The organism is Tropicibacter sp. S64, from assembly GCF_049803835.1.
GTDB lineage: Bacteria > Pseudomonadota > Alphaproteobacteria > Rhodobacterales > Rhodobacteraceae > Pacificoceanicola.
This window is the reverse complement of sequence record NZ_JBNAGK010000018.1, coordinates 70,244-97,053: the sequence shown is the minus strand read 5'-3', so window position 1 is coordinate 97,053 and position 26,810 is coordinate 70,244. Positions and strand designations below refer to the sequence as shown.

The following is a 26,810-nucleotide window of genomic DNA, read 5'->3' as shown; positions in this document are numbered from 1 at the left end:
TTTCCGCTATCTCAGTTTCATCATCTCGGCTCTGAAGGCCTCGGTGGGGGTGCGCCAACCAAGGCACTTTCTGGGCGTACCGTTCAGGCGGTCGCAAATCGCCTTCATCTTGCGATTTGACAGCGCCGCGAGTTGGGTATCACGCGGCAGATACCTGCGGGCGCGTTTGTTCAAATTCTCAACTGATCCTTTTTGCCAGGGCGCTTGCGGATCGCAAAACCAGCTTTCCGTTCCAATGCCGGATTTCAACTTGCGCCATTCGCGGAACTCGAAGCCCCGGTCGAAAGTGATCGACTTCCGCGCGGGTTGGGGAAGGGGCTCCATCACATCCATCAGCTTGTTAATGAAGTGTGTCGAACTGCGGTCGTTGTTGCGGAACAAGACGGCAAACCGGGTCTTCCGCTCGACCAGCGAGGCGACGTTCATCTTGCCCTGAGACCGCTCGAAGATCATCAGATCGCCTTCCCATTCGCCAAAGGTTTCACGGGTGGCGACGTACTCAGGGCGTTGATGGATGGACCGATCCGGCGGGAAAACCTGGCCTCTGGGTCGCCTGGCATAGCGTAGCCTGCGTTTCCTGCGTCGGCTGGGAAGGTGGCGTGCCAGGTCTTCCGACTGCCCCTCCTTGCTGTAGACATAGGCGTAAATCGTTTCGTGGCTGACCCGAACAGGCTGGTCTTCGAAACCGAGACGGCCCGCGATCTGTTCTGGCGTCCAGCCTTCGATGAGCCGACCGACGACGTGCGTGCGCAATGCTTCCAGGCGGATCAATTTGCGTCTGCGAGCACGGCGCTTTGATGCTTCACGCTGCGCGACCATGCCATAGTAGCCGTTCAGATACGGCAGCTCTTCGTCGGTGAAAAAGTTCCGTTTGATCTCGCGATAGACGGTCGAACGATGCCGACCGATCTCTGCGGCGATCTTGCTGACCGGTACTTTTGCATTCAGCATGTCTTCGATGGCGCGTCTCTCACGCAAATCCAGCTCTGTGTGGGCCATGTCCGTTCTCCTTGCTTTCCAGCAAGATAGGGCATTTGTCGCAACCCATTTTAGAATCTGCCCTGGCCCGCCGGGTATATCTTATAATCTGTATTATGGTATTTAAAATACCGGTTGGCTTCGGCATACATGCAGATACCCGGCCAACCCGCCTGCGGCTCCGGCAGAATCGGAAACCGAAACGCCGCGTTCTCCCACAGGTGTAAAGACGCCTGAACTGTGCGTCTGTTTCCAGCGCACACACAGATCCGATGCAACCATCGAGCGCATCGCGCTTGGGGTTGGCGGAACCGCGATAAAAATTTGACCGTTTGGTAATAATATCTGGAAATTTGGACAGGTTTGACGCAACCTTGCTCTGGACAGGCGCACGATTGAGCGCGTAGCTATCCTCAAGTGTAGCATATGGCGCATATTTCGCGCTCTGCACGGTCTGGCGCTACTGCTTCTCGTCCGGACTGACCTGCCAAGGAGACACCGGGGACATGAATGCCGATCTGCGCGACTATCTGATCGACCTGACGAACAAGGATCGCGTCGAAACACTCTGGCAGGCGCACTGCGAACGCATGGCGTCTTATGGCTTCGATCGGCTGATCTACGGGTTCACGAACTTCAAGACCGAAACGTCGCTCGGCGATCCGAACGATTTCGTCGTGCTGAGCAACCACACGCCCGCATACCGCAAGGGTTTCGTCGAGGGCGGCCTGTATCGCCACGCGCCGATGGTCCGCTGGGCGCTCGCCAACGAAGGGTTCTGCAGCTGGCGCGTGATGGCCCCGCGCGTAACCGCCGGCGATCTGACGGACAACGAGCGCAAGGTTCTGGAGTTCAACCTCTCGCACAAGGTCCACGCCGGTTACACCATCAGCTTCAAGTCGGTGTCGAGCCGGGCCAAGGGCGCCATTTCCCTGACCACGCGGGCCGAGCTGTCGCAGGATCAGGCGGATGAAATCTGGGCGAAGCATGGCCCGGACATCGTTCTGCTCAACAACATCGTGCACCTGAAGATCCTGACCCTGCCGGTGCCGCTGCAGAACCAGACGCTCACACCGCGCCAGCGCGAGGCGCTGGAATGGGTCGGTGACGGCAAGACCATGCAGGACATCGCGCAGATCATGGGGCTGACCCAGGCGACCATCGAAAAGCATCTGCGTCTCGCACGCGAAACGCTCAATGTCGAGACCACGGCGCAGGCTGTCGCCAAGGCGGCGTTCCACAATCAGATGTACATCATCGAGGCCAGCTGACCGCGGTCAGCGCCGTCGCGGACAGGGATTCCCGGACGCCTGTCCAAGGCCCGCACGCGGCTGTCAAGGCACCGCCATGCGGGGCGCACCGGCCCCATGGGCCGAGGCAGGTCACGACATGAAGTACGACGTGCAAAACTTTGAAACCATGTGACAAAGATCACAGGTCCGTCGTCCGTGAACGGCCCGTGAAAAGCGACGGAAAACCGGAAGGTCGGGAAATCCCGACTTTTGTTACCTCACGTCATTTGCCAATCTGTCACTGTTCCGTGAGTGGTGGCTTTATGCCATGGAACACAGAGGTCCCAATCCCGGTGATTTCCGGGCTCTGAGACTTTGCCGGTGCAAGCCGGTGTCGGTTTCGGCGGGGCAATTTCAGCCTTTGCCGGGCCGGCATTCTTCCGGGGCTCCCGCTTCATCCCCAATGTCTCAACGTGGGGGCCCCGGATTTGTTATTCCTGACCGAATGAACCAAAGCGCCCTGCCCCGGCACCGCACCCCATGAAAAACGGCGCGCTCCGCACGGAACGCGCCGCTCTGTGCAATCGGGTCGGGACTGGCGTCAGCCCTGGGCGGCCTTGGCCACTTCCGCGGCGAAGTCCTCGGCGACCTTCTCGATGCCTTCGCCAACCTGCATGCGCACGAAGCCGACGATCTCGGCACCGGCGTCCTTGGCCGCCTGGCCAACGGTCCGGTCCGGGTCCATGACGAAGGCCTGGCCGGTCAGGGTCACTTCGCCGAGCCACTTCTGCATACGGCCGACGATCATCTTCTCGATGACCGCTTCCGGCTTGCCGGATTCGCGGGCGATGTCCATCTGGACCTGCTTTTCCTTCTCGATGGCCGCCGGGTCGAGCGCGGCTTCGTTCAGGGCTTGCGGGTTGGAGGCAGCGATGTGCATCGCGACCTGCTTGCCGAACGCCTCGTCACCGCCCTTGAGGGCCACGAGCACGCCGATCTGGCCCATGCCGTCAGCGGCGGCGTTGTGCACGTAGGTGGCAACCACGTCGCCCTCGACAGAGGCCATGCGGCGCAGCGACATGTTCTCGCCAATGGTGGCGATCTTGTCGGTGATCAGGTCGGCGACCTTCTTGCCGCCCGCGTCTGCGTCCTTCAGCTCCTCGACGGAGTTCACGGACAGCGCGGCACCGGCGATGGCAGCGACCATGGACTGGAAGTCGGCGTTCTTGGCGACGAAGTCGGTCTCGGCGTTCACCTCGACGGCGACGCCCTTGCCACCCTCGACCTTGACGGCGACGAGGCCTTCGGCGGCGGTGCGGTCGGCCTTCTTGGCGGCCTTGGCGAGGCCCTTGGTGCGCAGCCAGTCGACGGCGGCTTCGATGTTGCCGTCGGTCTCGACCAGCGCCTTCTTGGCATCCATCATGCCTGCGCCGGTCATTTCGCGCAGTTCTTTCACCTGTGCAGCAGTGATCGCCATGGTTGGCTCTCCTCGAATTGGGTCATGTCTCATGGGGCGGTTCGGACACCGCGCGCCGGACAAGGAATTGTCTAAAGGGGTCCGGAGCAGGCCCGGACGGCCTGCCCCGCTGTGTCACGCAATCATGTCGCCTGTGCGACAGACGCGCTTATTCCGCGTCTGCCAGCAGTTCTTCCGCCGGAGCATCTTCCAGCGCGCCGAGGTCGACGCCTGCGGCTTCCATCTGGCCGGTCATGCCGTCGAGGGCCGCGCGGGAGATCAGGTCGCAGTAGAGGGCGATGGCGCGGGCGGCGTCATCGTTGCCCGGGATGATGTAGTCGACGCCGACCGGCGAGCAGTTGGTGTCGACAACGGCGACGACCGGGATGCCCAGCTTGTTGGCTTCGGCCACGGCGAGGGCCTCTTTCTTGACGTCGATGACGAACAGCATGTCCGGCACGCCGCCCATTTCGCGGATGCCGCCGAGGGAGGCCTGCAGCTTCGCCTGGTCACGCTCCATGCCGAGGCGCTCTTTCTTGGTCAGGCCTTCGGCGCCCTGCTCCATCTTCTCGTCGATGGTCTTGAGGCGCTGGATGGACTGGGAAACGGTCTGCCAGTTGGTCAGCGTGCCACCGAGCCAGCGGTGGTTCATGTAGTACTGCGCGCATTTCTCGGCGGCTTCGGCGATCGGCTGGGCTGCCTGGCGCTTGGTGCCGACGAAGAGAACGCGGCCACCCTTGGCGACGACGTCGCGGACGGCTTTCAGGGCCTGGTCCAGCATCGGCACCGTCTGGGTGAGGTCCATGATGTGGATGCCGTTGCGCGCACCGTAGATGAACTCGCCCATGCGGGGGTTCCAGCGCTGCGTCTGGTGGCCGAAGTGCACGCCAGCTTCGAGCAGCTGACGCATGGTGAACTCGGGAAGAGCCATGCTTTCTTATCCTTTCCGGTTTAAGCCTTGGCGGGGGATCAAGGCGTGTGCCTCAACCGGTGGACACATGGGGGATGTCTGTCCCATGGCCCGCCCCCGCCTGCGGGGTTCGTGCCGGGCCTTTAGCGGGCTTTGAGACAAAGCGCAAGTCCGGTTGCAGGATTTTGCGTGTGCCGGATTGTCGGCCCACGAAATTCGCGCGGGCGCGGTCAGCCGGACCGGCGCCTCAAGCGGACAAAGCCCAGCCCGCCAAGCGCCGCGAGGATCATAGGCAGCGTCGCAGGCAGGGGCACGGCAGCCAGTGTCCCGATGAAGGAGATTTGCACCGAGCCGCTGGCAAAAGGGCTTAGTCCGGTGCCGACATCGGCGAACAGCGGGATTTCATTTCTTGCAATGTCCTGCATTGAAAACGGCGCACCTGGCAGCACAACGCCATTTTGCGCGGACTCGTGCAAGAAGGACGATCCGCCGAAGGCCGGCACAAAGGCGTTTGTGGACAGGTTGAAATAACCGCCATCGCCACCATAAAACCCGCCACCACCGCCACCACCACCGGCGGATCCGGCGCCGCCGCCGCCAAAACCGCCAAAGCTGAGATACCCGTCGCCAAGCCCGCCATAGGCCCCGCCGGACAAGCTGACCGCAGGGCGGTACGGACTGCCGAGCGCCGGTCGAGAGCCTTCTCCGTCTACGTCGGTGCCCGAGCCTCCGCCGCCACCATTGACTTCCAAAGAGCGGCCGCCGCCATTCCGGAAGCCACCCACTCCCGCCGATATATCCACGTCAGAGCCCGCCGAAAGCCCGCCTTGTCCGCCAGACGTCGCAGGCCCGGCCCCACCGCCGCCGCCCGCAAGGGCCAGTACGGTCCAGGACTGGAAACCGTCACCGATGGCAACCCCGCTCGCCCCGCCGCCGCCCGCGCCATAGGTGTCAGACGTCGATTGCCCCCAATCGCCGACCAGAATGCTGAGCGTGGTGCCTTGGCTCAGCGAAAACACCCCGCTGACCTGCCCGCCAAGCCCGCCGACCTCCACCCAGCTGGCGAAGGATTGGGGCGTTCCGCCCAACACATACCGAACACCGCCCTGTCCACCGACGGCGTCGATCCGGTAGGAGCCGGACTGCGCGACGGTGCAGGTCTGTATACTGGGCATGAAAGAGGAATATGTCCCGACGCACCCAAGAGCCTGCGCGGATGCGGGAAAAGTCGCCAATGCGGCAAAAGCAAATTGCCTGATCTGCGGTATGTTCATATCTCCCCCCGGGGTCCGGTCTTGTCACGCCTGCAACATAGCACCTGACATAGCCTGTGACGCGGACAATATCCGGTCAGCGGCGGCCGGCGGCCTAGAGGAACACCCGCTCCACGAACCAATAGGCCCCAACCAGCGCGATGCCGACCGAGGCCGGCACGGCCACGAACCGGCGGTAGGCGTCGAGATGGTCCAGCAGCGTCACCGAGGCGAAGCACAGCAGGCTGACCAGCGCCAGCGGCCAGAGGAACACCGGCGCCCCGGCCCCCATGGTCTCGACAAAACCCGGCCCGTTGACGGCGAAGCTCAGCCCGACGAAGGCCAGCGTCAGCACGCCATAGACCACCTGCCCGGTGCGGATGTCGGCTGCGCCCTCGTCCACCCGTTGCGCCAGCACCACCAGCAGGAAGGCCAGCGCGATCACCGTCAGCTGCCCGATCTCGACCCCGACGTTGAAGCCGATCAGCGCCGGGAAGAACTGGTCCTGCGGCAGGCCGAACTCACCGAGCACGCTGGCAAAGCCGAGGCCATGCAGCAGGCCGAAGACGAAGATCACCACGGGCCGCCAGCGGTGCAGCTTGTCCGAGACGATGTTCTCCACCGCGACATAGACGATGGAGGCGGCAATGATCGGCTCGACGATGCTCCCGGGGATGTTGACATAACCCAGCGCGCCAAGCGCCAGCGTGACGGTGTGCGCGAGGGTAAAGGCCGACACCTGCCAGAGCAGCGGCTTGAGATGAGTGGAGAGAAAGAACAGGCCAAGGACAAAAAGGATATGATCCAGCCCCTTCGGCAGGATGTGGTCGAAACCCACCGGGATATAGCCTGCGAAGGTTGCGAGTGCCCCCTTGGCATCGCCGCCTGAAACCGTAATCGGCCCGCTGCTGCCCCCCGCGAGATAGCCGGTATAGCCGTCCTCCACACCCTGCTGCCGCAGGATCAGCGTGCCGAAGCGGGCGGGCCAGCTGACCTCGACGCTTTGCGTGCCGGACGGCAAGGGCGCGGTGAAGGTCACCCGGGTTTCGCGCGGCAGGGCCACGTCACCGACCGGCGGCACCTCGATGGCGGCGAGGGTCAGCGGGACCGATGTCTCGCCCGCCCGCACCGCCAGCGCCTCCGCCAGCACCCCGGCATCCATCCGCAGACGCTGTTCGATCTGCTCCGGTGCCATGGCCCGCAGCGCGTCCACGTCAGCCGCGGCCGCTGTCTCGTTGGTATCGGTCACGCCTTCAAGGTCGACCCCGGCCAGAATCGCCTCGGCGTTCAACTCGATGTCCAGCGACAGCTGCCCATCCGCAACGGTCAGATCGCCGATGGCGGGCTGAACCTCATGGGCAACCGCTTGTGAGACCGAAACCAGCCAGACGAGGACCGCAAAGATGACGCGCATCGTTTTCTCCTTGAACACCAGATCAGGAAAGTGACGCAGCCGCGCGGGAGTTCAAGGCAAAATCAGTCGCGCACGCGAGGTTTTCAGAGCTCGATCACCTGAACGCTGCGCCCTTTGGCTGCCAGCGCCAGCTTGCCCTCGCAAAGTCGCAGCGCGTCCTCGCCGAACACCTCGCGCCGCCAGCCGGAGAGCGCCGGAACATCGCGCAGCCCGGCGGCGATGGCGTCGAGGTCGGCGGCGGGGGCGATCAGCTTGGAGGCCACGCCGCTGCTTTCGGTCTTCGCCTTCAGCAGCACCCGCAGCAGATCCGCCAGCGCCGGGTTGACCTGCAGCTTCTCGCGGCTGTCGTCGACTTTCGGCAGCTTGTCCTTCGGGCAGTCGATCCCGTCTTTCACGGCCTTCAGGATGCCATCGGCAATCTCGCCCTTGCGCGCCTCGCGCAGCAGCAGGCGCGAGCGGCCGAGATCGTTCATGTTCATTGGCTTGGTCGAGGCCAGTTCGACCAGCGCGTCGTCCTTGAACACCCGGTTGCGCGGGATGTTGCGGCTTTGCGCGTAGTCTTCGCGGAAGGCAGCCAACTCCCGCACGATGGCGAGGAATTTCGGCGTGCTGGATCGGGTCCGGATGCGCTCCCAGGCCTGTTCGGGCCGCGAGATGTAGGTCTCGGGATCGGTGAGCGTGCCCAGTTCCTCCGCAACCCAACGCGCCCGCCCGGTCTCCTGCAGCTTGCGGTTGAGGAATTCGTAGATCTGGCGCAGATGCGTGACATCGGCCAGCGCATAGACCTTCTGCGCGTCGGTCAACGGGCGGCGCGACCAGTCGGTGAAGCGCGAGCTTTTGTCGACCGAGCCCTTGGCGATGCGCTTGACCAGCGTCTCATACCCCACCTGCTCGCCGAAACCGCAGACCATGGCGGCAACCTGCGTGTCGAACAGCGGTTTCGGGATCACCTTGTGGTCGATGAAGAAGATTTCGAGGTCCTGCCGCGCGGCGTGGAACACCTTGACCACATTTTCGTCGCGGAACAGCTCGATCAGCGGATCGAGCGCCAGACCGTCCACCAGCGGATCGACCAGCACGGCGCGCGAGTCGTCATTGCCGGGCAGCGCCAGCTGGATCAGGCAGAGTTTGGAGTAATAGGTCCGCTCGCGCAGGAACTCGGTGTCGACGGTAACATAAGGCTCGCCTGCGGCCTCTTTGCAGAACTCGGACAGCTCCGCCGTGGTGGTAATCGTTCTCATGAGCCGCTGTTTCGTCCTTTTTCCGTTAGGCCGCGCGCCGGTTCGCGCAGACTAACCCTTTTCCCGGGCAAAGAGCAATTGACCGGATTGCGGTTGGTCGCTGCGCGCGCAATCATCACGCATCGTTATGGCGCCAGTCAAAATCATTCGTTTCATGAATTGATCGCTACTGCCTATATCCGGGGTCATCCACCGCGAACAGGAGATTTACGATGGCTTTTCTCGACCTGCCCCGAACCGCCCAACCCGGGACCGTGACCGCCCCGGGTCTTGCACCCATTGCGGGCCTTGTCCTGCTGATCGGCCTCGGTCTGCCCGCGCTGATGGCCCCGGCGCCGGAGGCCGCGCCCGCGTGGCACGGCAACAGCGGCACCGTGAGCCTGTCACAGGCGCAGCAGTGACCGCTCGCCCATCGCAAACCGCCTGAGGACCGCCGGGTAGAGCCGGTGTTCCTGTTCGAGCACCCGCGCGGCCAGAGTGTCGGCATCGTCCCCGGCCTCGATCGGCACCCGGGCCTGTCCGAGGATTGGGCCGTCGTCCAGCAGCGGCGTGACTTCGTGCACGGTGCAGCCCGCTTCGGAATCGCCCGCGTCGAGCGCCCGCTGATGGGTGTGCAAACCCTTGTACTTCGGCAGGAGAGACGGGTGGATGTTGAGCATCCGCCCCCGGTAGGCCGCGATGAAGGAGGGCGTCAGGATGCGCATGAACCCGGCAAGGCAGAGGATATCCGGCTCGCTCGCGTCGATATGCTCCCGCAGCGCGGCCTCGAAGGCTTCCCGGTCGCCCTTGAACGGCCGGTGATCCACCGCCGCCGTGGCAATGCCCATGGCGGCGGCCTTCGTCAGGCCCCCGGCGTCCGGATCGTTGGAGGCGACGAGGCAGGCTCGGGCCGGGTGATCGCCGGTCATGCTTTCCACCAGCTTCACCATGTTCGAGCCGCCACCGGAAATCAGGATGGCGACGCGCTTCACGAAAGGCTGCCCTCGTAGGCGATGCCGACCGGCCCGCCGACGGTGCCGAGCGTGCAGACGGTCTCGCCCGCCTCCGTCAGCAGCGCGGTCAGCGCCTCCGCCCGGTCCGCCGCGACCACCATCACCATGCCGATGCCGCAGTTGAAGGTCTTGAGCATCTCGGCGCCGTCGATATTGCCGGTCTCCTTCATCCACTTGAACACCGGCGGCAGGTCCCACGACCCAAGGTCGATGGTCGCGCCAATGTCCTCGGGCAGCACGCGGGGCAGGTTCTCCGTCAGACCGCCGCCGGTGATATGGGCGAGCGCATGCACGCCCCCTGCCCTGACCGCCTCAAGCGCCGGTTTGACATAGAGCCGTGTCGGGGTGAGCAGCGCCGCGCCGAGGGTGCCTTCGGCGAACGGGCACTCCGCCTCCCAGCCCAGACCCGAGACCTCGACCAGCTTGCGCACGAGGCTGTAGCCGTTGGAATGCACGCCGTTGGAGGCGAGGCCGAGCAGCACATCGCCCTCCGCCACACCCGCCGGCAGGTCGGAGCCGCGTTCCATGGCGCCCACGGCAAAGCCTGCAAGGTCGAAATCGCCCGCCGGATACATTCCCGGCATTTCCGCCGTCTCACCGCCGATCAGCGCACAGCCGGACAACACGCAGCCTTCCGCAATGCCCTCTATCACCCGCGCCGCGCTCTCCGTGTCGAGCTTGCCGGTGGCGAAATAGTCGAGGAAGAACAGCGGCTCCGCACCCTGGCACACCAGGTCGTTGACGCACATGGCGACAAGGTCGATGCCGACGCCGTCCACATGGCCGGTGTCGATGGCGATACGCAGCTTGGTGCCGACACCATCCGTTGCGGCAACGAGGATCGGATCGGTGTAGCCCGCGCCCTTGAGGTCGAACAACGCGCCAAAGCCACCGAGACCGGACATCACGCCGGGCCGGTTTGTCCGTTTCGCCGCCGGTTTGATGCGGTCCACCAGAGCGTTGCCCGCGTCGATATCCACGCCTGCCTGGCTATAGGTCAACCCGTTCTTGCCGTCGCTCATCTGGACTCTCCTGTCGCTCCACGGATGCAATGCGAGGCGCTTACCGCAATCGCACAGCCGCTGCAACGCATGGCCAACGGCGTCTTGACGCCGCGCCCTGCCGGACATACTCCACGTCCTACGGTGGGCCTGTAGCTCAATTGGTTAGAGCAGGGCGCTCATAACGCCTTGGTTGGGGGTTCAAGTCCCTCCGGGCCTACCATTTCCCCACACCGAACAGCCCCCTCAAGATCTAGAACCAAGGTCGCATATCCGCCTGTGTGCCCGCGTTCTAGGGTCGCCCGCATGGGAGGACTGTTTCGGATATGCGCGGCCATCTGGCTGCTGTTGGCGTCGGCTGTTGTGGCCGAGCCCTTGCCGCGCGAGGAGATCGCGGCCCGCATCTTTGCGCCCATGGCCCTTGGCGATTTCGACGAGGCGAGCGGCGTCTACGACCTCCTGAACTCCGGTGGCGCGAAGGCGGGCTATGTCTTCGAAACCGAACCCCTCGCCCCCCTGCCCGGCTTCTCCGGCGCACCGATCGACATGCTCGTCGTGCTCGACCTCGAAGGGCGCTTCCTCGACGTGCAACTCCTGCACCACAACGAGCCGATCTTCGTCTCCGGCCTGGGCGAAGCGCCGTTCCACGCCTTCATGGAGCAGTACCGCGGCCATTCCATCTCCGACTCGCTGGTCGTCGGCACGCCCTATGGCGACGCGGGCGCGGGCTCCGGCCTCGTCTATCTCGATGGCGTGACCAAGGCGACGGCCTCGGTGCGCATCGCCCACGAATCGATTCTCGCCGCCGCGCTGCACGTCGCCCGCGAGAAACTCGGTGGCATCGCCTCCGGCCCGCCCGCCTTCCCCGATCCCTCCGTCGACGAGGCGCTCGACTGGCAGGCTCTGGTCGATCAGGGCCTGATCACGCGCTACACCGTCAGCAACGCCGAGGTACAGGCGATGTTCGACGGCACCATCTGGGAGGACGACGACCCGGAAGCGCAGGACGAGCCCGACGCGCCCTATCTCGACCTCTGGATCGCCGACCTCGGCCCGCGCAGCATCGCCCGCGCCCTGCTTGATCCCGGCACGCTGTCCGAACTCGACCATTTCACCGAGATTTCCACCTTTGACGAGCCGATCCTCGTGGTCGAAACCGCGCGCCATGGCCTCATTTCTGAGGACTTCGTGCGCAACACCGCCCCCGACCTGATCGGCGCGGAGCAGGGTGGCTTTCCGGTGGCGCTGCGCGACGCTGACATCTTCGTCGATCTGGCTCAGGACGTGCCCGAGGCGCTTCATGACGGCACCGCGCTCATCCTGCGCACCGACCGCCGTCTTGGGTTCGATCCGGCAAGCCCCTGGCAAGTCTCCGTCAAATCGGTGCGCGAACACGGCATGTTCCAGCCGGACGTCGGCTCCGTCACGCTGACCACGGAATTGCAGACGCCCGAGCGCTTCTTTACCCGTCCGGAGCAGGTCCGGCGGCTGTCGCCTTTCGAAGAGGCGGTCCGGAACCGCGAGAGTGACATGATGCTCCTCGGTATCTTCCTCCTTGTGCTGCTGCCGCTGCTGTTCTTGGGTCAATCCTGGCTCGCCGGACTGCGCCTGTTCACCCCGATCCGGCTGACCATCCTCGCCTGTGTGCTCGGCTTCATCGGCTGGTGGGGGCAAGGCCAGCTCTCCATCGTCACCCCCCTTGCCACCCTGCAGGCGGCGGTCTCTGGCGGCGCCTTCGCCTTCCTGCTCTACGATCCCTTCTCGCTGATGGTCTGGGCGGCCGCCATTGCCGGATTCGTGCTCTGGGGGCGTGGGCTGTTCTGTGGCTGGCTCTGCCCGTTCGGCGCATTGCAGGAGTTCGCCCACCACCTCGGCCGCCTGCTCCGCCTGCCCCACATCGAACCCTCGGCGCTCTGGGACAACCGGCTGAAATCCTTGAAATACGTGGCCTTGGCCGGGCTCGTCTCCGTGACCGTCATCGCGCCAGACCAGATGGACAAGGCCGTCGAGATCGAACCCTTCAAGACCGCGATCACCACCTTCTTCATCCGCGAGTGGTACTACGCCGCCTATGCCGCGCTCTGGCTGATCCTCGGGACAGTGGTGTTCAAGGGGTTCTGCCGCTACCTCTGCCCGCTCGGAGCGCTCATGGCGATCGGCGGACTGCTGCGTCTGCGCCGCTGGATTCCGCGCCGCGTCGAATGTGGCTCGCCGTGCCAGCTGTGCCGGGTGAAATGCAACTATGGCGCCATCGAGAAGTCCGGAAAGATCCAGTATGACGAATGTTTCCAATGCCTTGACTGCGTGACCATCCACGATGACGCGGACCGGTGCGTGCCGCTCGTACTGGAAGCCCGCAAGGCCAAACGCCCGCCGCGCCGCACCGGCCATCCCAATGAGGTGCCCGCAGAATGAACCGCCGCCGATTCCTCACGCTCTCAGCGGCCTTCGCCTGCGCGCCGCACATCGCCATTGCCGATGTCTGGCGGGGACAGGCGCTTGGCGCGGATGTCTCGGTGAGCTTGCAGGGACCGAAGGAGGCCGTTCAGGCGGCACTGGCTGATATTCCGGCGTGGCTGGAAGACGTTGAAACTCATTTCAGCCTTTACCGCCCGGACTCGCGGCTCTCGCGACTCAACCGCACCGGCCGCCTCGTCGCGCCCGGCCTGTTCCGGGGTTTGCTCGATCAAGCCGACCGCGCACATCGCCTGACGAACGGCCTCTTCGATCCGACGGTGCAGCCCTTGTGGGACGCGCTTGCCCAGGGTCGAGATCCCGAGCCAGCCCGCACCCTGATCGGCTGGGATCGCGTAAGGCACGGATTTTCTGGTGAAATCCATCTGGGCCCGGGGCAAGAACTCACCTTCAACGGCATTGCGCAAGGCTATGCGACTGACCTCATACGAGGCGCCCTGCGCAAGCGCGGCTTCACACAGGCGCTGGTCAATATCGGCGAGTTCGCGGCGCTCGGCGGGCCGTATCGACTTGGTGTGTCCGATCCGGTGTTCGGCCTACAGGGTCACGTGACCCTGACAGAGAGCGCCGTCGCGACCTCCAGTCCCGGCGCGCTCCGCCTCGGCGATCAGGGGCATATCCTTGGCCCGCACGGTGAGAGACCGCTCTGGTCTACCGTGACCATCGAGGCGACCGAGGCCGCCGTCGCGGATGCGCTGTCGACCGCCGCGGTGTTCATGCCCCTGCCCCGTCTGCGGCAACTCAAGTCGGACGCGAGGCTCCGGCGCTTGATCGTGATCGACACCGAGGGAAATTTACGCACGATTTAGGGAATTTCCTGCATGAATGGCCAGATTGATGGTCCGTCTCGGCACGAAAACGGGCACTTGATGCCCGGGTCTTGCGCCGGTGCGCCGCGCAGGTCAAAACAGCCGCATGTCCAGCGAACCTGAAATCCTCTGCATCGGCTCCGCCCTCTGGGACGTGATCGGCCGCACGTTCAGCGAGATGAAGCCCGGCAACGATGTGCCCGGACGCATCACGCGCATCCCTGGCGGCGTGGCACTGAACATCGCCATGACCCTCAGCCGCTTTGGCATGCGCCCGATCCTTCTGACCGCCATCGGCAAGGACCCGGAGGGGGACGAACTCATGGCCCGTTGCGCCGGGCTTGGTCTCGAGACAGCGCATGTGCACCGTTCTGACGATCTGCCCACGGATATCTACATGGCCATCGAAGCGCCCGGGGGACTGGTCGCGGCCATCGCCGACGCGCATTCCCTGGAAACCGCAGGCGGGCGCATCCTGGCTCCGCTGCGCAATGGTGCGCTGGGCAGCGCGGAGAAGCCCTATCGCGGACAGATCGCCCTCGACGGCAACCTGACCGAGACATTGCTTGCCGAGATCAGCACCGATCCCGCCTTTGCCCGCGCTGACCTTCGCATAGCCCCGGCGTCTCCAGGCAAAGCTGAACGTCTGCGCCCGTTCCTGCTGGCCGGGCGGGGCACGCTCTATGTCAACCTCGAGGAAGCCGGCCTGCTGTGCGGAACCGCGTTTTCCAGCGCACCGGAAGCCGCCGCCCACCTTGCGGAACGCGGTGCCTTCCGCGCCATCGTCACAAATGGCCGCGAAAGCTGCGCCGACGCCAATGGTCAATCGGTCATCGCGGAACGCCCGCCGGAAGTCCATGTTACCCGCGTCACTGGTGCGGGCGACACGTTCATGGCCGCCCATATGGCGGGCGAGCGGCGCGGCCTGTCCCGGTCGGACGCGCTAGACTTCGCGCTCGAGACCACGGCCGCCTATGTCTCAGGAGAAATCGCCCTATGAGCCTTTATACTGCATCGCCCGAAGTTCGTGCAGCATTGGACGCCGGAGACCCGGTTGTCGCGCTTGAATCGACCATTATCACGCACGGAATGCCGTGGCCCCAGAACCTCGAGATGGCGAGGAAGGTCGAAGACACGATCCGTCGGGGCGGCGCGACGCCGGCAACGATCGCAGTCATTGAAGGCACGCTCCACGTCGGCCTCACCGATGCGCAGCTGGTCGCGCTTGCGCAGGCGAGGAATGTGGCCAAGCTCAGCCGCGCCGATATGGCGGTCTGCATGGCGACGGGCAAAACCGGCGCCACCACCGTGGCGGCGACGATGATCGCGGCAAGGCTCGCCGGAATCACAGTCTTCGCCACCGGCGGCATCGGCGGCGTGCACAAGGGAGCCGAGGAAAGCTTCGACGTCTCCGCCGATCTGCAGGAGCTGGCGCAGAGCCCAGTGACCGTCATCGCGGCTGGTGCCAAGGCTATCCTCGACCTGCCCAAGACGCTCGAAGTCCTTGAAACCCTTGGTGTTCCGACCATCGCCTTCGGACAGGACGACCTGCCCGCCTTCTGGTCGCGCTCCGCCGGTCACAAGGCGCCGCTGCGCATGGACAGCGTCCGCGACATTGCCCGCGCGCAGCTGATGCGCCTGTCGCTTGGCCTGCCCGGGGGGCAACTCGTAGCAAATCCGATCCCCGCAGATGACGAGATCCCGCACGCGGTCATGGCACCGATCATCGAGCAGGCGACCGCCGATGCCGACGCCCATGGCATCCGCGGCAAGCAGGTCACCCCCTACCTTCTCCAGCGGATCTTCGAACTGACGGAAGGCCGGTCGCTCACCGCGAATATCGCGCTTGTCCTCAACAATGCCCGGCTCGGGGCGGAAATCGCCCGGGAAATGTGCGGTTTGCGGAGTGAAATGAGCAGATCGGCATAACAGCCATTGTGGCGCGGGGGCGCAACGCTTAGCTATGTGACTGTTCTGCCAGCCGAGTACCACCCCGATGACGACCTCGCCGTTCGATCAAGAACCCAAACGCCCGGGCCTGTTTTCCAGCCTGCGGGCCAGCTTCCTGACGGGGCTCGTCGTGATCATGCCGATCGGTCTGACGATCTGGCTGGTCTGGAAGGTATTCGGCTGGATCGACGGATTCGTATTGCCGCTGGTGCCGGCAAACCTCAACCCCGAGGAATACATCGGCATCAACCTGCGCGGCATCGGGGTCATTTTCCTCTTTCTGTTCACGATCATCGTCGGCTGGGTCGCCAAGGGGCTGATCGGGCGGTCCCTGATCCGGTTCGGTGAAAGTCTCGTCGACCGCACGCCGGTCGTGCGCTCCATCTACTCCGGGATCAAACAGATCGCCGAGACCGTCTTTGCCCAGAGCGAACGGAGTTTCGAGAAGGCCTGCCTGATCGAGTACCCGCGTAAGGGTATCTGGGCGGTGGCCTTCATTTCCACGGACACCAAGGGCGAAATCGCGGAGAAGGCCCCGTCGATGGGTGGTCTTGTGTCGGTTTTCGTGCCGACGACGCCGAACCCGACATCCGGTTTCCTGCTGTTCTTCCCGCAGGAGGATGTCATCGAGCTGGACATGAGCATCGAGGATGCGGCGAAGCTCGTGATTTCGGCCGGACTTGTCTATCCGAATGGCGAAAAGGCCAAACAGGCGATCGAAGCGCAGCTCAAGAAGGCGTCCTGAGGACGTTTCGCGCATGATTGAGGGCTATTTGTAGCGGATCGAAGCGGAAACGGGTCAGTTTCTGCACGATGTCAGCCAAACATATCCCGCAGGTCCGCCGTCTGACGCTTGCCCAGATCGTCCATGTGGTTGTCCAGAAATGCCCCGGCGGCGCGGCGTCCGGCCAGCTTGAGTTGTGACAGGACCGACGCCACCGGCACGGTCTTGGTGGCAACGGAGAGCCTGTTCATCAGGGCATCGTCCGAGATCATGTGCACGCGCACGTTCTTCATGCGGCCAGATCGGATCGAGCCATCGGCCAGCAACCGTTGGACGAAATCGATGGCCCTGAGTTCCCGAAGAAGCGAGGAATTGAAACTGATCTCGTTGATCCGGTTCTGGATTTCCGGAGGCGTTACCGGGATGGCCTCACGGTGCAGCGGGTTGATGTTCACCACGAGAATGTCATCCGGATATTTCGCCTCGAACAAGGGAAACAAGGCCGGGTTGCCGGTATAGCCGCCGTCCCAGAACGCCTCGATCTCGCCGCTTTCCGGGTCCGGCAGTTCCACCGCCTGAAACAGTGTCGGCAGGCAGGCGGAGGCGAGGATGGCCGCGCCGGTCAGATTTTTCTCGTTGAATATTCGGATCTTGCCGCTACGCACCTGGGTGGCGCAGACGAAGAAGGCCGGGCCGTGGTGGTGGCAGACCTTGTCGAAATCGAACTGCGCGACGATGCGTTCCAGCGGATTGCGGTAGAACGGGCCGGACGAATACGGCGAGAAGACCCGCGTCAGGGCCTCACCCATGACATAGGGCAGTGAATATTCCAGACTTTTCGAAACCAGGCCAGGCTCCGGCAGAAAGGCCTGCATCCAGACCGGCAGCGTCATGTCGTCCAGCGCGCCAATCTGCTCCCAAAGCCATTCGAGTTTGTCCCGCGCCGCCTGGCGCCCGCCCTCCACCAGGCCGGTCTTGATGGCGGCACCGTTCAGCGCCCCTGCGGAGGTTCCGGACATCGCCGCGATTTCAATGCCCGTTTCCTCGAGCAGCCGATCCACGACCCCCCAGGTAAAGGCGCCGTGCGCCCCGCCGCCTTGCAGGGCGAGATTGATGCGGACCGGGCTGGTCATGGCCTTGCCTTTCGCTGTCATGAAAAATGGGCGGCCCGTCTGTCCGGGCCGCCAGCGCGGTCAGAGCGCGGTCCAGCCGCCATCGACGCTGATCGTGGTGCCGGTGATCTGTGCCGCGGCGTCCGAGCACAGGAAGACGGCAGTGCCACCGAGTTGCTCGACCGTCGCGAATTCCTTTGACGGCTGGCGCTCGAGCATGACCTTTTCGATGACTTCGTCGCGGTCCATGCCGTATTTCTCCATGGTGTCGGGAATCTGCGCCTCGACCAACGGGGTCAGCACATAGCCGGGGCAGATGGCGTTGGCGGTGATCGGCTCGCGCGCGGTCTCCAGCGCCACGACCTTGGTCATGCCGACGATGCCGTGTTTGGCGGCAACGTAGGCGGACTTGTAGGGCGAGGCCGTCAGGCCATGGGCGGAAGCGATGTTGATCACCCTGCCCCACCCGGCCTTGCGCATCAGCGGCAAAGCGGCGGCGGTGGTGTGAAAGGCGGAGTTGAGATTGATCGCGATGATCGCATTCCACTTGTCCATCGGGAATTCGTCGATCGGTGCAACGTGCTGGATGCCGGCATTGTTGACGAGGATGTCGCAGGCACCGGCCTGTTCGATCAGCGCGCGGCACTCTTCGCCCTTGGACATGTCCGCCTTGATGTAGCGCACATCGACGCCGTGCTCTTTCGCGATCTCGGCGGCAAGCGCATGATCTTCATCGCGATCGGTGAAGGAATTGATCACCACGGAGGCGCCGGCGCGGGCCATTTCGTGCGCGATTCCCAAACCGATTCCCGAGTTCGAGCCGGTCACGATTGCGGTTTTGCCTTTCAGTGTCATGGCAGTGCCTTTCTATGCTGCTTTGCGGCGAAGGTATGCGCAGCCATCCGCCTTGGGAAGGGAAAGCACCAATATTTGAAGGCATTCCCGCGCTTTTGACGAGGACGAACAACCCGCAACCCGGATAAGACGCGGACAGAAAAAAACCCCGGCCGAAGCCGGGGTTCAGTCATTGAGGCAGGTTTCATACAGGCAAGAAACCTATCGAGCAGTGAGTTCTTTATAAGCAAATCCGCGCCCGAGTCCAAGGTAAAAGTTTGAAAAGGCGTAAAAGCCCAGTTACGGTCAGCGCCAATAAACAAAGGGCGGTAGAGGATTGTCTTCAAAATGCAGCTAAACTTTTTCCGAAGCCTCGGTTTCGTCGGCACGGCTTTGCCGCTGATTCTCTCCGCCTCCTTCGCAGGTGCAGAACCGAAGCATGGCATAGCTATGTATGGCGAGCCGCAGTTGCCACCGGATTTTGTGTCCTTGCCCTATGCCAACCCGGATGCGCCCAAGGGCGGCACTATCGTTACCGGCGAGGTCGGCACCTTCGACAGCTTCAATCCGTTCATCCGCAAGGGCAAGACTCCGTGGCAATTGCGCTATCTCGCTTTCGAGAGCCTGATGGGCCGCAACTGGGACGAACCTTTCGCGCTCTACGGTCTTCTGGCCGAATCCATCGAGGTCGGGCCGAATCGGGAGTGGGTGGAGTTCACGCTCAGGCCGGAGGCAAAATTCTCCGACGGCAGCCCCGTGACCGTCGACGACGTGATGTGGACCTATGAAAGCCTCGGCACTCTCGGCGCCGATGGCGTGGCCCGTTACACCGGCGTCTGGGCCCAGGTCGCGAGCATGGAGAAAACCGGCGAGCGCTCGGTGAAATTCACCTTCAACGAGGACAATCGCGAACTGGCGCTCATCATCGGACTTTGGCCGGTGCTGCAAAAGGCGCAATGGGACGACAAGGATTTCACCGAAAGCGGTCTTGATGTCATTCCGATCAGCACCGCGCCCTACACCATCACCCGTTTCGAGGCAGGCCGGTATCTGGAGCTGACGCGTAACCCCGATTACTGGGGCAAGGACGTGCCGTTCATGCGCGGGCAGATGAACCTCGACACGATCCGGATGGAATTCTTCCTCGAAGGCACCGCGCAGTTCGAGGCCTTCAAGGCGGGAATCCTGAACTCAAACCGCGAGAGCAATCCGGTGAAGTGGGACGAGCAATACAGCTTTCCCGCCATCGAGAGCGGCGCGGTGGTGAAATCCGAGATCCCCAACGCCCGACCCACCGGCATGACCGGCTTCGTGATGAACACCCGCAAGGAAAAGCTGGCGGACTGGCGGGTGCGGCAGGCGCTGATCACCGCCTACAACTTCGAATACGTCAACGAGACCATCGTCGGCAGCCGCAAGAAACGCATCCAGAGTTATTTCGGCGGGTCGGTCCTCGGGATGGAACCCGGCGCGGCATCGGGGCGTGTGGCGGAGCTTCTGGAGCCTTACAGCGCCGAGCTTCTGCCCGGCACGCTGGAGGGTTACACCCTGCCCGTCTCCGACGGCACCGCGCGCAACCGCAAGAACATCGCCGAAGCCGCCGCCCTGCTGGAAGAGGCGGGCTGGACCGTGCAGGACGGCGTTCTGAAGAACGCGGAGGGAGACGCCTTCACGCTGGAGATCCTGCTCAAGCAGGGGTCCACCGAGGAAGGCTCGATGGCGGACAATTATGTCGAGGGGCTGAAGCGACTCGGCATCGAGACCACGGTGACCACCGTGGACGATGCGCAGTACCGGGGCCGGATGGAGAACTACGAGTTCGACGTGACCCCGACCCGCTTCGGCATGTCGCTCAGCCCGGGCACCGAACAGCAGGCCTACTGGTCCTGCGAAGCAGGCAAGGCACCGGGTGGGCGCAACACGGCGGGTGTCTGCGATCCGGCGGTCGACGCGATGATCGACGCAATGCTGAATTCGTCCAGCCGCGACGATTACATCGGGTCCGTCCGCGCCCTGGACCGGCTGCTGATGGCGGGCCGCTATGCGGTGCCGTTCCACGATCAATACGATGTCAGCTACATCGCCCATGTCGCCGAACTGCACTACCCGGAGGTGATCCCCGCCTATGGCGATTGGATCGGCTTCCAGCCTGATGTATGGTGGTGGGAGGGCCAGTAGGCCCTCACGGACAAGAAAAACACAGAGGCAGACATGAAACGAGCGGTGCTGTTGCTGGCGCTGGCCATTTCTTTGGCCGGTTGTGCCACCATCGAAGGCGTGGGCGAAGACATCTCGAACGGGGCGCGGCGGGTGTCGGACTGGATGTGATCCGGCACGCGCGACGGTGCGATCAACCACGTGCGGCGGATGCCGTAGTACTTTTCGCCTAGTTCCCTTGGCCCCGCCGCAATCTATGGTGGGGTCATCGGGAGGAAAGACAACGTGATGACCGAACCGGAGACCTCATTCCTGCAAGACGGCCAGACCACGGCGCTTGTCGTGGACGATCACCCGCTGTTCTGCGATGCGCTCACGCTGACGCTGCAGTCCATCGCCGATTTCGAGGAGATCCGCAGCGCGGGCACGCTCGAGAAGGCGTTGGAAGTAATCGCGCAGGAGCCGGGGATCGGGGTGATCGTGCTGGACCTGAACCTGCCGGACGTGAACGGCCTCGACGGTCTCGTGCGGCTGCGCAATGCCGCGCCGAAAGCGCCGATCATCATTGCCTCCTCCATGGCGGACAATTCCATGATCAGCCACGCGCTGAAGGCCGGGGCCGATGCCTTCGTGCCGAAACACTCGCAACGCTCGGTCTTCCGCCGCGCCTTCGAGGCGGTGGCAAAGGGGCAGGCCTTCGTGCCGGACGGTTACATCGACCCGCAGGCGGGCAAGGAGCCGGCCAAGGACGACGCGCTTGTCCGCCTCGCCAGCCTGACCAACCAGCAGGCCCGCATCCTGCACCTGATCTGCGAAGGCAAGCTGAACAAGCAGATCGCCTATGACCTCTCCATCGCCGAAACCACGGTGAAGGCGCATGTCACCGCGATCATGCGCAAGCTCGGCGTGCACAGCCGGACCCAGGCGGTGCTGGTGGCCCAGGAGGCGCGGTTCAACCGGGTCTTGCCAACCGGCGAGTAAGCCCGGTATCGTTCGGACCACTTTGAACCTTTGGGGAAGGTCAGGGATTTGGACGGAGCACAGACAGGCTCCGCACGGGAGGAGACCGGGTCCGGGACGACGCTGAGCGTGGCCCAGGCCTCATGCACAGGGCCCGACAGGGCCGGAACGCTGGCCATGCGACTGGGCCCGGGGCCGTTTTCGCTGGTCTGCCTGTTTGCCTCTCCCGATGCGGATTTCGCGGGGCTGACCCGCAATGCCCACCGCGCCTTTGGCGGGGCGGATGTACTGGCCTGTACCACCGCCGGAGAACTGGGCAAGAACGGTTACGAGGACGGGCAGATCATCGCCATCGGCTTTCCGGCCAGCCATTTCACCACCAGCACCTTCGCCATCACCGACCTTGGAAACCTCGACGAACAGGCGCTCATCGACCGGCTGATCCAGGAGCGCATGACGCTGAACCAGCGCGCGCCCGAGATGGCCTCGGAGTTCGCTTTCCTGATGGTCGACGGGCTGTCGCTGCAGGAAGAGCACCTGACCTCCGTGCTGACCGCCGGTCTCGGCCCGACGCCGCTGTTCGGCGGCTCCGCGGGGGATGGCGAGAACTTCCACGCCACATTCCTGTCGCGCAACGGCACGATCCGGCAGAACGCGGCGCTGCTGGCGCTGGTGCGCTCGCGCTGCCCGGTGCGGGTGTTCAGCCTCGATCACATGGTGCCGGGCGAGACCCGCATGGTTGTCACCGCCGCCGATCCCGGCCGCCGCGTGGTGCAGGAGCTGAACGCCGAACCCGCCGCCAAGGAATATGCCCGGCTGCTGGGCAAGGATCCGCACCAGCTGTCCCCGTTCACCTTTGCCGCGCATCCGGTTGTCGTGCGGCTCGGCGATACCCATCATGTCCGTTCCATCCAGCGGGTGGACGACAATGGCGACCTGGTCTTCTTCTCCGCCATCGACGAGGGCATGGTGCTCAGCCTCGCCGACCACCGGGACATCGTCGAACACCTGGAGGAACGGCTGAGCGCGATGGAGGCGGACGGCAAGCCCGACCATATCCTCGCCTGCGATTGTCTGCTGCGGCGGATCGAGAGCACCCAGCACCAGAAAAGCCGCGAAATCTCCGACATCCTCGTGCGCCACAACGTCGTCGGGTTCTCCACCTACGGCGAACAGATCGGCGCGTTGCACGTCAACCAGACACTGACCGGGGTGGCGATCTACCCCGCTCCCGAGGACGAGTAGACAGTCGTGAGCCTCGTTGACCCGAACGATCCCCTCGATCGCCAGAACGCCAAGCTGATCAAGATCGCCGAGTCGTTGATCAAGCGCGTCGAATACGGCGGCGCACCCTCCGGGGCGGCTTACGAGCAGTTCGAGCGGGCGGCGCTGCTGGAAAAGCGGGTGCGGGAGCGGACTCTGGAGCTTGAACGCACGCTCAACCTGCTGCACGAATCGAACGCGCAGCTGGCCCAGGCCAACCAGGAAACCGAGGCCGCGCGGCGCAACCTCGCGGATGCCATCGAGACCGTGTCCGAAGGATTCGCCCTGTTCGACAGCGCCGAACTGCTTGTCATGTGCAACTCGCGCTTCTGCCGGGATTTCCGCGATACCGTGCTCGACCTGCGCCCTGGCCTGCCCTTCGCGAATTATGTCGGCCGCGTCAGCCGCTCGCGCTACCTCGCGCTGCCGGATGGGCTCTCGCCCGATGCATGGGCCGAAAAACGCATGCGGCGGCACGAAGACCGGCACGTCATGTTCAACGTGCAGTTGGCGCATGACCGCTGGCTTCAGGTGTCGGAGCACCGCACGGCGAATGGCGGCACCGTGGTCCTGCAGACCGACGTGACCGACATCATCCGGCTGGAGCGGCAGGAGCGCACCAAGCTGCGTGACAAGCAGACCCGCATGATCCGCGCCACGCTCGACCACCTGAACCAGGGCGTCGGCATCTTCGACGAGAAGGCGCGGCTGGTGGGCTGGAACGACAAGATCGGCACCCTGCTCGCCCTGCCCGCCCGGCGCATGCAGCTGGGCGCGTCTTTCTTTTTGCTTATGGAGCAGCTGGGCGAGGATATAGTCTTCACCCGCGGGCTGAAGCGCGAGGCCTTCGCTCAATGGGCGCGGCAGGATGGCCCGCGCCCACCGGTCAGTTTCGAGATCCGCCGGCGCGGCAGCATGACGTTGCAGATCTTCGCGCGCGGCATGCCCGACGGCGGCTTCGTGATCTCCGTCACCGACGTGACGACGGAGCGCGAGGCGGCGCAGAAGCTGCATGAACTCAACGAGATCCTCGAACAGCGGGTGATGGAGCGGACGCTGGAACTGGAGGACGCGCTCTCAGCCGCCGAGCGGGCCAACGCCTCGAAGTCCCGCTTCGTCGCGGCGGCCAGCCATGACCTGCTGCAGCCGCTGTCGGCCGCGAAACTCTACATCGCCTCCCTCGCAGACCGCTGCTCCGACGCGCATGAAAGCGCGGTTCTGGCCAAGACGGAGAGCGCGCTGAACAGCGCAGAGGCGATCATCGACGCGCTTCTGGACATCTCCAAGCTCGATGGCGAGGGGGTGAATTTCGACGTCGGTGCCGTGTCCCTGCACGACATCCTGCGCCCGCTGGTGGACGAAATGGAGGTGCTGGCGCAGAAGAAGGGGCTGGCACTGACGCTGGTCGACTGTTCCCTCAGTGTCGAGAGCGATCCGGCCTACCTGCGGCGCATCGTGCAGAACCTCCTCGGGAACGCCATCCGCTATACGGAGAGCGGGCGGGTTCTTGTGGGCGTCCGCCGCCGCGCGGGCACCGCGCGGGTCGAGGTCTGGGACACCGGCCCAGGCATCGCCGAGGAGGATCAGAACAGCATCTTCGAGGAATTCAAACGGCTCGACGACACAGCATCGGACAACGACGGCCTGGGCCTCGGGCTTGCCATCGTCGAGCGTGCCTGTGCGCGGCTCGGCCATCCCATCGGGCTTTGGTCGCAGCCCGGCAAAGGCAGCTGTTTCATGGTCAACCTGCCGCTCGCGGGCCAACCCGTGCCGCGCGGCGTGAAGGCCCCGCGCATGCCGCGCCCGGTGTCGCTCAGCCAGGCGGGAATGATCACCCTGCTGGTGGAAAACGATCCGCAGATGCGGCGGGCGATCACCGTCCTGATGGAAAGCTGGGGCGTGCACGTGATCGAGGCGGAGGACGCCGGCTCGGCGCTGGCCCTGCTGGACGATCTGGAGATCGCGCCGGACGCCATGGTGCTCGACTACCAGCTTGGAAGCGGGGCGTCCGGGCTCGATCTCTATCGCGAGATCGCCGCGACGCTTGGCCCGCGACCCTGCGCCATCATCTCCGCCGACCGCGCACCGGAACTGGCGGAGGCCTGCGAGGAGGCCGGTGTCACCTTCCTGCAGAAGCCGATCGACCGGCAGCGTCTCAGCAGCCTGCTGGAGACAGCCGCCAGCCTGATGACCTGAACCTACAGCATGCCGCTGCAGCGCCCGCGCGGAGCGGGAAGGCCGATGCGCGTCGGGTTGATGATCAGGATCCAGCGCGGCGGATACCCCGGCGCCTGCGTGCGGCGATAGGTGCATCCGTTGGACAACGTGCGATAATCGCCCTGCGGGACAACCACACCCTGCGTGCTGATGTAGGGCGCCGCCTGCGCCAGCATCAGCTCCTTCGGCATGCGCAGATCCGAGGCGGGCAGCGAGACGAGGCCGAGCGTGGCGGCGGCGGCAAGGGCAGTGAAGCTCATGAAGGACTCTCCGTGTTTCAAGCCAGGGGTGTGGGCGGGACCGAGGCCCGGCGCCACGGTCCGATCCTGCGTGGCCCAATGCCCCAAACCGTGGTGGGTATGGGGCAGAAAGATGAACATCCGGTTGAATTTTAGGAGAACCCTGCCGAAGCCGCGGCGCACGTCCGCCTAGAGCGCGATCACGATGTCGGCCCGCAGGCCGCCCAGCGTCTCGCTCTCTCCCAGCCGCAGCACCCCGCCATGCGCCCGCGCGATGTCCGCCGCGATGGCGAGCCCGAGCCCCACCCCCGGACCCTTGTCCTGATTGCGCGCCGGATCGAGCCGCACGAAAGGCCGCACCGCCCGCTCCCGGTCCTCCGGTGCGATGCCCGGCCCGTCATCCTCGACCCGGATGCGCAGCGATTTTCCGGTGATCATCACCGAAAGCTCGCACCGCGAGCCATAGCGGATGGCATTCCCGGCAAGGTTCTCGATCGCCCGACGGAGCGCCCGGGGCCGCAGCGGAAAGCTGCCCTCCCCGATGCTCTCGACGACGCACACCGGCTGGCCCACACGCTGCGCCGCCTCGGCCACGGACCGGACCAACGCCACCGGATCGGTCTCTTCCACCGCCGCGGACTCCGCGTCGCCCCGGGCGAATTCGAGGAAGGCATCGACGAGTTGCTGCATGTCCTCCACGTCGCGCTCCAGCGGCTCGCGGTCGGCATCGTCCAGCAGCGACAGGCCGAGACGCATCCGCGTCAGCGGCGTGCGCAGATCGTGGCTCACCCCGGACAGCATCATGGTGCGCTGCTCGATCTGCCGCTCGATCCGGGCCCGCATGTCGAGGAAAGCATGTCCCGCGGCCCGAACCTCGATGGCGCCCGAGGGCGAATACGGCACCGTGCGCCCGCGCCCGAACGCCTCCGCCGCCCGCGCCAGCCGCGTGATCGGCCGCAACTGGTTACGCAGGTAGAGGAAGGCGATTACCGTCATCACCAGGCCGAAGAACACCATGTTCACCAGAAGCTGGTGCGGATTGCTGGCCGATACGCGCCCGCGCCCGAAGGCGACCTCGTAGACCGTATCGCCGCGCGAGACGTAGAGCATGACATCCCGGTCATTCGGCAGCGCCACGTGGGTCAGCCCGGTCACACGCGATTGCAGGGTCCGCACGACCACGATGCCGGTGAAGTCGTACCAGCGCCGCAGGTCCCCGGCGGGCAGCGCGTCAGGCGGGATCTCTTCCACCACGAGGTCAAGCGCCTGAGCGAGGTCCCTGCCCGCCTGCGCTTCGTCGATGGCGAGGTTGACGGAACGCGCCAGCTCGCGGCTCAACTGCACGGTGACGCCCTCGAAATGGCGCTGGACGAAGACCACAGACACCACCAGTTGCAAGGTGACGACGGGCAGAACGAGGATCAGCGCCGCACGCCCGTAAAGGCTGCGCGGCATGTAGCGTTTGAGCCATTCGAAAGACATGGAGCAAGCCTACCGTGTTTCGCCTCGGACCTGAAACACTCTTGGTCACAAGGTGCCCCCACTCCGACGAGCGGCCCGCACATTTGCGTTTCAGGTTTTCCCCGAAACGCT

The 26,810-nt window shown here is 64.5% G+C and carries 24 protein-coding genes and 1 tRNA gene; 13 read left to right on the top strand and 12 right to left on the bottom strand.

Annotated elements, in window-relative coordinates; translation table 11 throughout:
* Positions 1-6: 6 nt before the first annotated feature.
* Positions 7-999, bottom strand: a complete 993-nt coding sequence (locus ACP159_RS23100; protein WP_425101343.1) for an IS30 family transposase — start codon at positions 997-999, stop codon at positions 7-9.
* A 485-nt stretch (positions 1,000-1,484) separates the two neighbouring features.
* Between ACP159_RS23100 and ACP159_RS23095 the strand changes: the two genes are divergently transcribed.
* Positions 1,485-2,249 carry a helix-turn-helix transcriptional regulator gene (locus tag ACP159_RS23095; RefSeq protein WP_425102093.1) on the top strand — a complete coding sequence of 255 codons (765 nt, stop codon included), beginning with the start codon at positions 1,485-1,487 and terminating at the stop codon, positions 2,247-2,249.
* A gap of 562 nt (positions 2,250-2,811) precedes the next feature.
* On the opposite strand, the gene tsf is transcribed toward ACP159_RS23095, so the two are convergent.
* The 5 genes from tsf to rnd all read right to left on the bottom strand — a co-directional run bounded on the left by tsf (position 2,812) and on the right by rnd (position 8,484).
* Positions 2,812-3,687, bottom strand: a complete 876-nt coding sequence (gene tsf, locus ACP159_RS23090) for a translation elongation factor Ts (protein ID WP_425102092.1) — start codon at positions 3,685-3,687, stop codon at positions 2,812-2,814.
* Between the two features lie 148 nt (positions 3,688-3,835).
* Complete coding sequence (rpsB, locus tag ACP159_RS23085; RefSeq protein WP_425102091.1) at positions 3,836-4,597, bottom strand: 30S ribosomal protein S2; 762 nt, start codon at positions 4,595-4,597, stop codon at positions 3,836-3,838.
* Positions 4,598-4,806: 209 nt separating this feature from the next.
* Complete coding sequence (locus tag ACP159_RS23080) at positions 4,807-5,751, bottom strand: VPLPA-CTERM sorting domain-containing protein (protein ID WP_425102090.1); 945 nt, start codon at positions 5,749-5,751, stop codon at positions 4,807-4,809.
* A gap of 193 nt (positions 5,752-5,944) precedes the next feature.
* Complete coding sequence (locus ACP159_RS23075; RefSeq protein WP_425102089.1) at positions 5,945-7,243, bottom strand: HupE/UreJ family protein; 1,299 nt, start codon at positions 7,241-7,243, stop codon at positions 5,945-5,947.
* Positions 7,244-7,326: 83 nt separating this feature from the next.
* Positions 7,327-8,484 (bottom strand): ribonuclease D, encoded by a 1,158-nt coding sequence (gene rnd, locus ACP159_RS23070; RefSeq protein ID WP_425102088.1) that lies wholly within the window; start codon positions 8,482-8,484, stop codon positions 7,327-7,329.
* A gap of 212 nt (positions 8,485-8,696) precedes the next feature.
* On the opposite strand from rnd, the gene ACP159_RS23065 reads away from it, so the two are divergent.
* Entirely contained in the window at positions 8,697-8,885 is a 189-nt protein-coding gene (locus ACP159_RS23065; RefSeq protein WP_425102087.1) for a hypothetical protein, read from the top strand.
* Here ACP159_RS23065 and purN read toward each other — a convergent pair.
* On the bottom strand, positions 8,868-9,455 hold the full coding sequence (gene purN / locus ACP159_RS23060) for a phosphoribosylglycinamide formyltransferase (protein WP_425102086.1): 588 nt from the start codon (positions 9,453-9,455) through the stop codon (positions 8,868-8,870). The genes ACP159_RS23065 and purN overlap by 18 nt on opposite strands.
* Entirely contained in the window at positions 9,452-10,498 is a 1,047-nt protein-coding gene (gene purM, locus ACP159_RS23055; protein ID WP_425102085.1) for a phosphoribosylformylglycinamidine cyclo-ligase, read from the bottom strand. The genes purN and purM overlap by 4 nt, the downstream gene beginning before the upstream one ends.
* A gap of 125 nt (positions 10,499-10,623) precedes the next feature.
* Between purM and ACP159_RS23050 the strand changes: the two genes are divergently transcribed.
* From ACP159_RS23050 to ACP159_RS23025, 6 genes are all read left to right on the top strand, one after another.
* Positions 10,624-10,700, top strand: a tRNA-Ile gene (locus ACP159_RS23050).
* Positions 10,701-10,783: 83 nt separating this feature from the next.
* Positions 10,784-12,892, top strand: coding sequence for a 4Fe-4S binding protein (locus ACP159_RS23045; protein WP_425102084.1), 2,109 nt, complete (start codon positions 10,784-10,786; stop codon positions 12,890-12,892).
* The gene (locus tag ACP159_RS23040; protein WP_425102083.1) at positions 12,889-13,761 is read left to right on the top strand and encodes an FAD:protein FMN transferase; all 873 of its coding nucleotides are present in this window, start codon (positions 12,889-12,891) and stop codon (positions 13,759-13,761) included. Before ACP159_RS23045 ends, ACP159_RS23040 begins: the two co-directional genes overlap by 4 nt.
* 106 nt (positions 13,762-13,867) lie before the next feature.
* The gene (locus tag ACP159_RS23035; protein ID WP_425102082.1) at positions 13,868-14,761 is read left to right on the top strand and encodes a PfkB family carbohydrate kinase; all 894 of its coding nucleotides are present in this window, start codon (positions 13,868-13,870) and stop codon (positions 14,759-14,761) included.
* A complete protein-coding gene (locus ACP159_RS23030; RefSeq protein ID WP_425102081.1) occupies positions 14,758-15,690 on the top strand; it encodes a pseudouridine-5'-phosphate glycosidase in 933 nt (310 codons plus the stop codon). The genes ACP159_RS23035 and ACP159_RS23030 overlap by 4 nt, the downstream gene beginning before the upstream one ends.
* Before the next feature lie 67 nt (positions 15,691-15,757).
* Positions 15,758-16,456, top strand: a complete 699-nt coding sequence (locus ACP159_RS23025; protein ID WP_425102080.1) for a DUF502 domain-containing protein — start codon at positions 15,758-15,760, stop codon at positions 16,454-16,456.
* 71 nt (positions 16,457-16,527) lie between these two features.
* Here the strand turns inward: ACP159_RS23025 and ACP159_RS23020 are convergent, their stop codons facing one another.
* A complete protein-coding gene (locus ACP159_RS23020; RefSeq protein WP_425102079.1) occupies positions 16,528-17,568 on the bottom strand; it encodes a patatin-like phospholipase family protein in 1,041 nt (346 codons plus the stop codon).
* Between the two features lie 60 nt (positions 17,569-17,628).
* The gene (locus ACP159_RS23015) at positions 17,629-18,402 is read right to left on the bottom strand and encodes a 3-hydroxybutyrate dehydrogenase (RefSeq protein WP_425102078.1); all 774 of its coding nucleotides are present in this window, start codon (positions 18,400-18,402) and stop codon (positions 17,629-17,631) included.
* A gap of 327 nt (positions 18,403-18,729) precedes the next feature.
* On the opposite strand from ACP159_RS23015, the gene ACP159_RS23010 reads away from it, so the two are divergent.
* From ACP159_RS23010 to ACP159_RS22990, 5 genes are all read left to right on the top strand, one after another.
* Positions 18,730-20,559, top strand: coding sequence for an extracellular solute-binding protein (locus tag ACP159_RS23010; protein WP_425102077.1), 1,830 nt, complete (start codon positions 18,730-18,732; stop codon positions 20,557-20,559).
* Positions 20,560-20,592: 33 nt separating this feature from the next.
* Positions 20,593-20,709, top strand: coding sequence for an entericidin EcnA/B family protein (locus ACP159_RS23005; RefSeq protein WP_425102076.1), 117 nt, complete (start codon positions 20,593-20,595; stop codon positions 20,707-20,709).
* Between the two features lie 117 nt (positions 20,710-20,826).
* Positions 20,827-21,519 (top strand): response regulator, encoded by a 693-nt coding sequence (locus tag ACP159_RS23000; RefSeq protein WP_425102075.1) that lies wholly within the window; start codon positions 20,827-20,829, stop codon positions 21,517-21,519.
* A gap of 48 nt (positions 21,520-21,567) precedes the next feature.
* Entirely contained in the window at positions 21,568-22,743 is a 1,176-nt protein-coding gene (locus ACP159_RS22995; protein WP_425102074.1) for an FIST N-terminal domain-containing protein, read from the top strand.
* Between the two features lie 6 nt (positions 22,744-22,749).
* Positions 22,750-24,957 (top strand): PAS-domain containing protein, encoded by a 2,208-nt coding sequence (locus ACP159_RS22990; RefSeq protein WP_425102073.1) that lies wholly within the window; start codon positions 22,750-22,752, stop codon positions 24,955-24,957.
* A 2-nt stretch (positions 24,958-24,959) separates the two neighbouring features.
* On the opposite strand, the gene ACP159_RS22985 is transcribed toward ACP159_RS22990, so the two are convergent.
* Together ACP159_RS22985 and ACP159_RS22980 are read right to left on the bottom strand one after the other, a co-directional pair.
* On the bottom strand, positions 24,960-25,238 hold the full coding sequence (locus ACP159_RS22985) for a hypothetical protein (protein ID WP_425102072.1): 279 nt from the start codon (positions 25,236-25,238) through the stop codon (positions 24,960-24,962).
* A 168-nt stretch (positions 25,239-25,406) separates the two neighbouring features.
* Positions 25,407-26,699 (bottom strand): ATP-binding protein, encoded by a 1,293-nt coding sequence (locus ACP159_RS22980; protein WP_425102071.1) that lies wholly within the window; start codon positions 26,697-26,699, stop codon positions 25,407-25,409.
* Positions 26,700-26,810 lie beyond the last annotated feature (111 nt).

Excerpts from the sequence above, each read along its gene's own strand:
- ACP159_RS23100 (WP_425101343.1), bottom strand. The coding sequence starts at position 999 with ATGGCCCACACAGAGCTGGATTTGCGTGAGAGACGCGCCATCGAAGAC.
- ACP159_RS23095 (WP_425102093.1), top strand. The coding sequence starts at position 1,485 with ATGAATGCCGATCTGCGCGACTATCTGATCGACCTGACGAACAAGGAT.
- tsf (WP_425102092.1), bottom strand. The coding sequence starts at position 3,687 with ATGGCGATCACTGCTGCACAGGTGAAAGAACTGCGCGAAATGACCGGC.
- rpsB (WP_425102091.1), bottom strand. The coding sequence starts at position 4,597 with ATGGCTCTTCCCGAGTTCACCATGCGTCAGCTGCTCGAAGCTGGCGTG.
- ACP159_RS23080 (WP_425102090.1), bottom strand. The coding sequence starts at position 5,751 with ATGCCCAGTATACAGACCTGCACCGTCGCGCAGTCCGGCTCCTACCGG.
- ACP159_RS23075 (WP_425102089.1), bottom strand. The coding sequence starts at position 7,243 with ATGCGCGTCATCTTTGCGGTCCTCGTCTGGCTGGTTTCGGTCTCACAA.
- rnd (WP_425102088.1), bottom strand. The coding sequence starts at position 8,484 with ATGAGAACGATTACCACCACGGCGGAGCTGTCCGAGTTCTGCAAAGAG.
- ACP159_RS23065 (WP_425102087.1), top strand. The coding sequence starts at position 8,697 with ATGGCTTTTCTCGACCTGCCCCGAACCGCCCAACCCGGGACCGTGACC.
- purM (WP_425102085.1), bottom strand. The coding sequence starts at position 10,498 with ATGAGCGACGGCAAGAACGGGTTGACCTATAGCCAGGCAGGCGTGGAT.
- ACP159_RS23045 (WP_425102084.1), top strand. The coding sequence starts at position 10,784 with ATGGGAGGACTGTTTCGGATATGCGCGGCCATCTGGCTGCTGTTGGCG.
- ACP159_RS23040 (WP_425102083.1), top strand. The coding sequence starts at position 12,889 with ATGAACCGCCGCCGATTCCTCACGCTCTCAGCGGCCTTCGCCTGCGCG.
- ACP159_RS23035 (WP_425102082.1), top strand. The coding sequence starts at position 13,868 with ATGTCCAGCGAACCTGAAATCCTCTGCATCGGCTCCGCCCTCTGGGAC.
- ACP159_RS23030 (WP_425102081.1), top strand. The coding sequence starts at position 14,758 with ATGAGCCTTTATACTGCATCGCCCGAAGTTCGTGCAGCATTGGACGCC.
- ACP159_RS23025 (WP_425102080.1), top strand. The coding sequence starts at position 15,758 with ATGACGACCTCGCCGTTCGATCAAGAACCCAAACGCCCGGGCCTGTTT.
- ACP159_RS23020 (WP_425102079.1), bottom strand. The coding sequence starts at position 17,568 with ATGACCAGCCCGGTCCGCATCAATCTCGCCCTGCAAGGCGGCGGGGCG.
- ACP159_RS23015 (WP_425102078.1), bottom strand. The coding sequence starts at position 18,402 with ATGACACTGAAAGGCAAAACCGCAATCGTGACCGGCTCGAACTCGGGA.
- ACP159_RS23010 (WP_425102077.1), top strand. The coding sequence starts at position 18,730 with ATGCAGCTAAACTTTTTCCGAAGCCTCGGTTTCGTCGGCACGGCTTTG.
- ACP159_RS23005 (WP_425102076.1), top strand. The coding sequence starts at position 20,593 with ATGAAACGAGCGGTGCTGTTGCTGGCGCTGGCCATTTCTTTGGCCGGT.
- ACP159_RS23000 (WP_425102075.1), top strand. The coding sequence starts at position 20,827 with ATGACCGAACCGGAGACCTCATTCCTGCAAGACGGCCAGACCACGGCG.
- ACP159_RS22985 (WP_425102072.1), bottom strand. The coding sequence starts at position 25,238 with ATGAGCTTCACTGCCCTTGCCGCCGCCGCCACGCTCGGCCTCGTCTCG.
- ACP159_RS22980 (WP_425102071.1), bottom strand. The coding sequence starts at position 26,699 with ATGTCTTTCGAATGGCTCAAACGCTACATGCCGCGCAGCCTTTACGGG.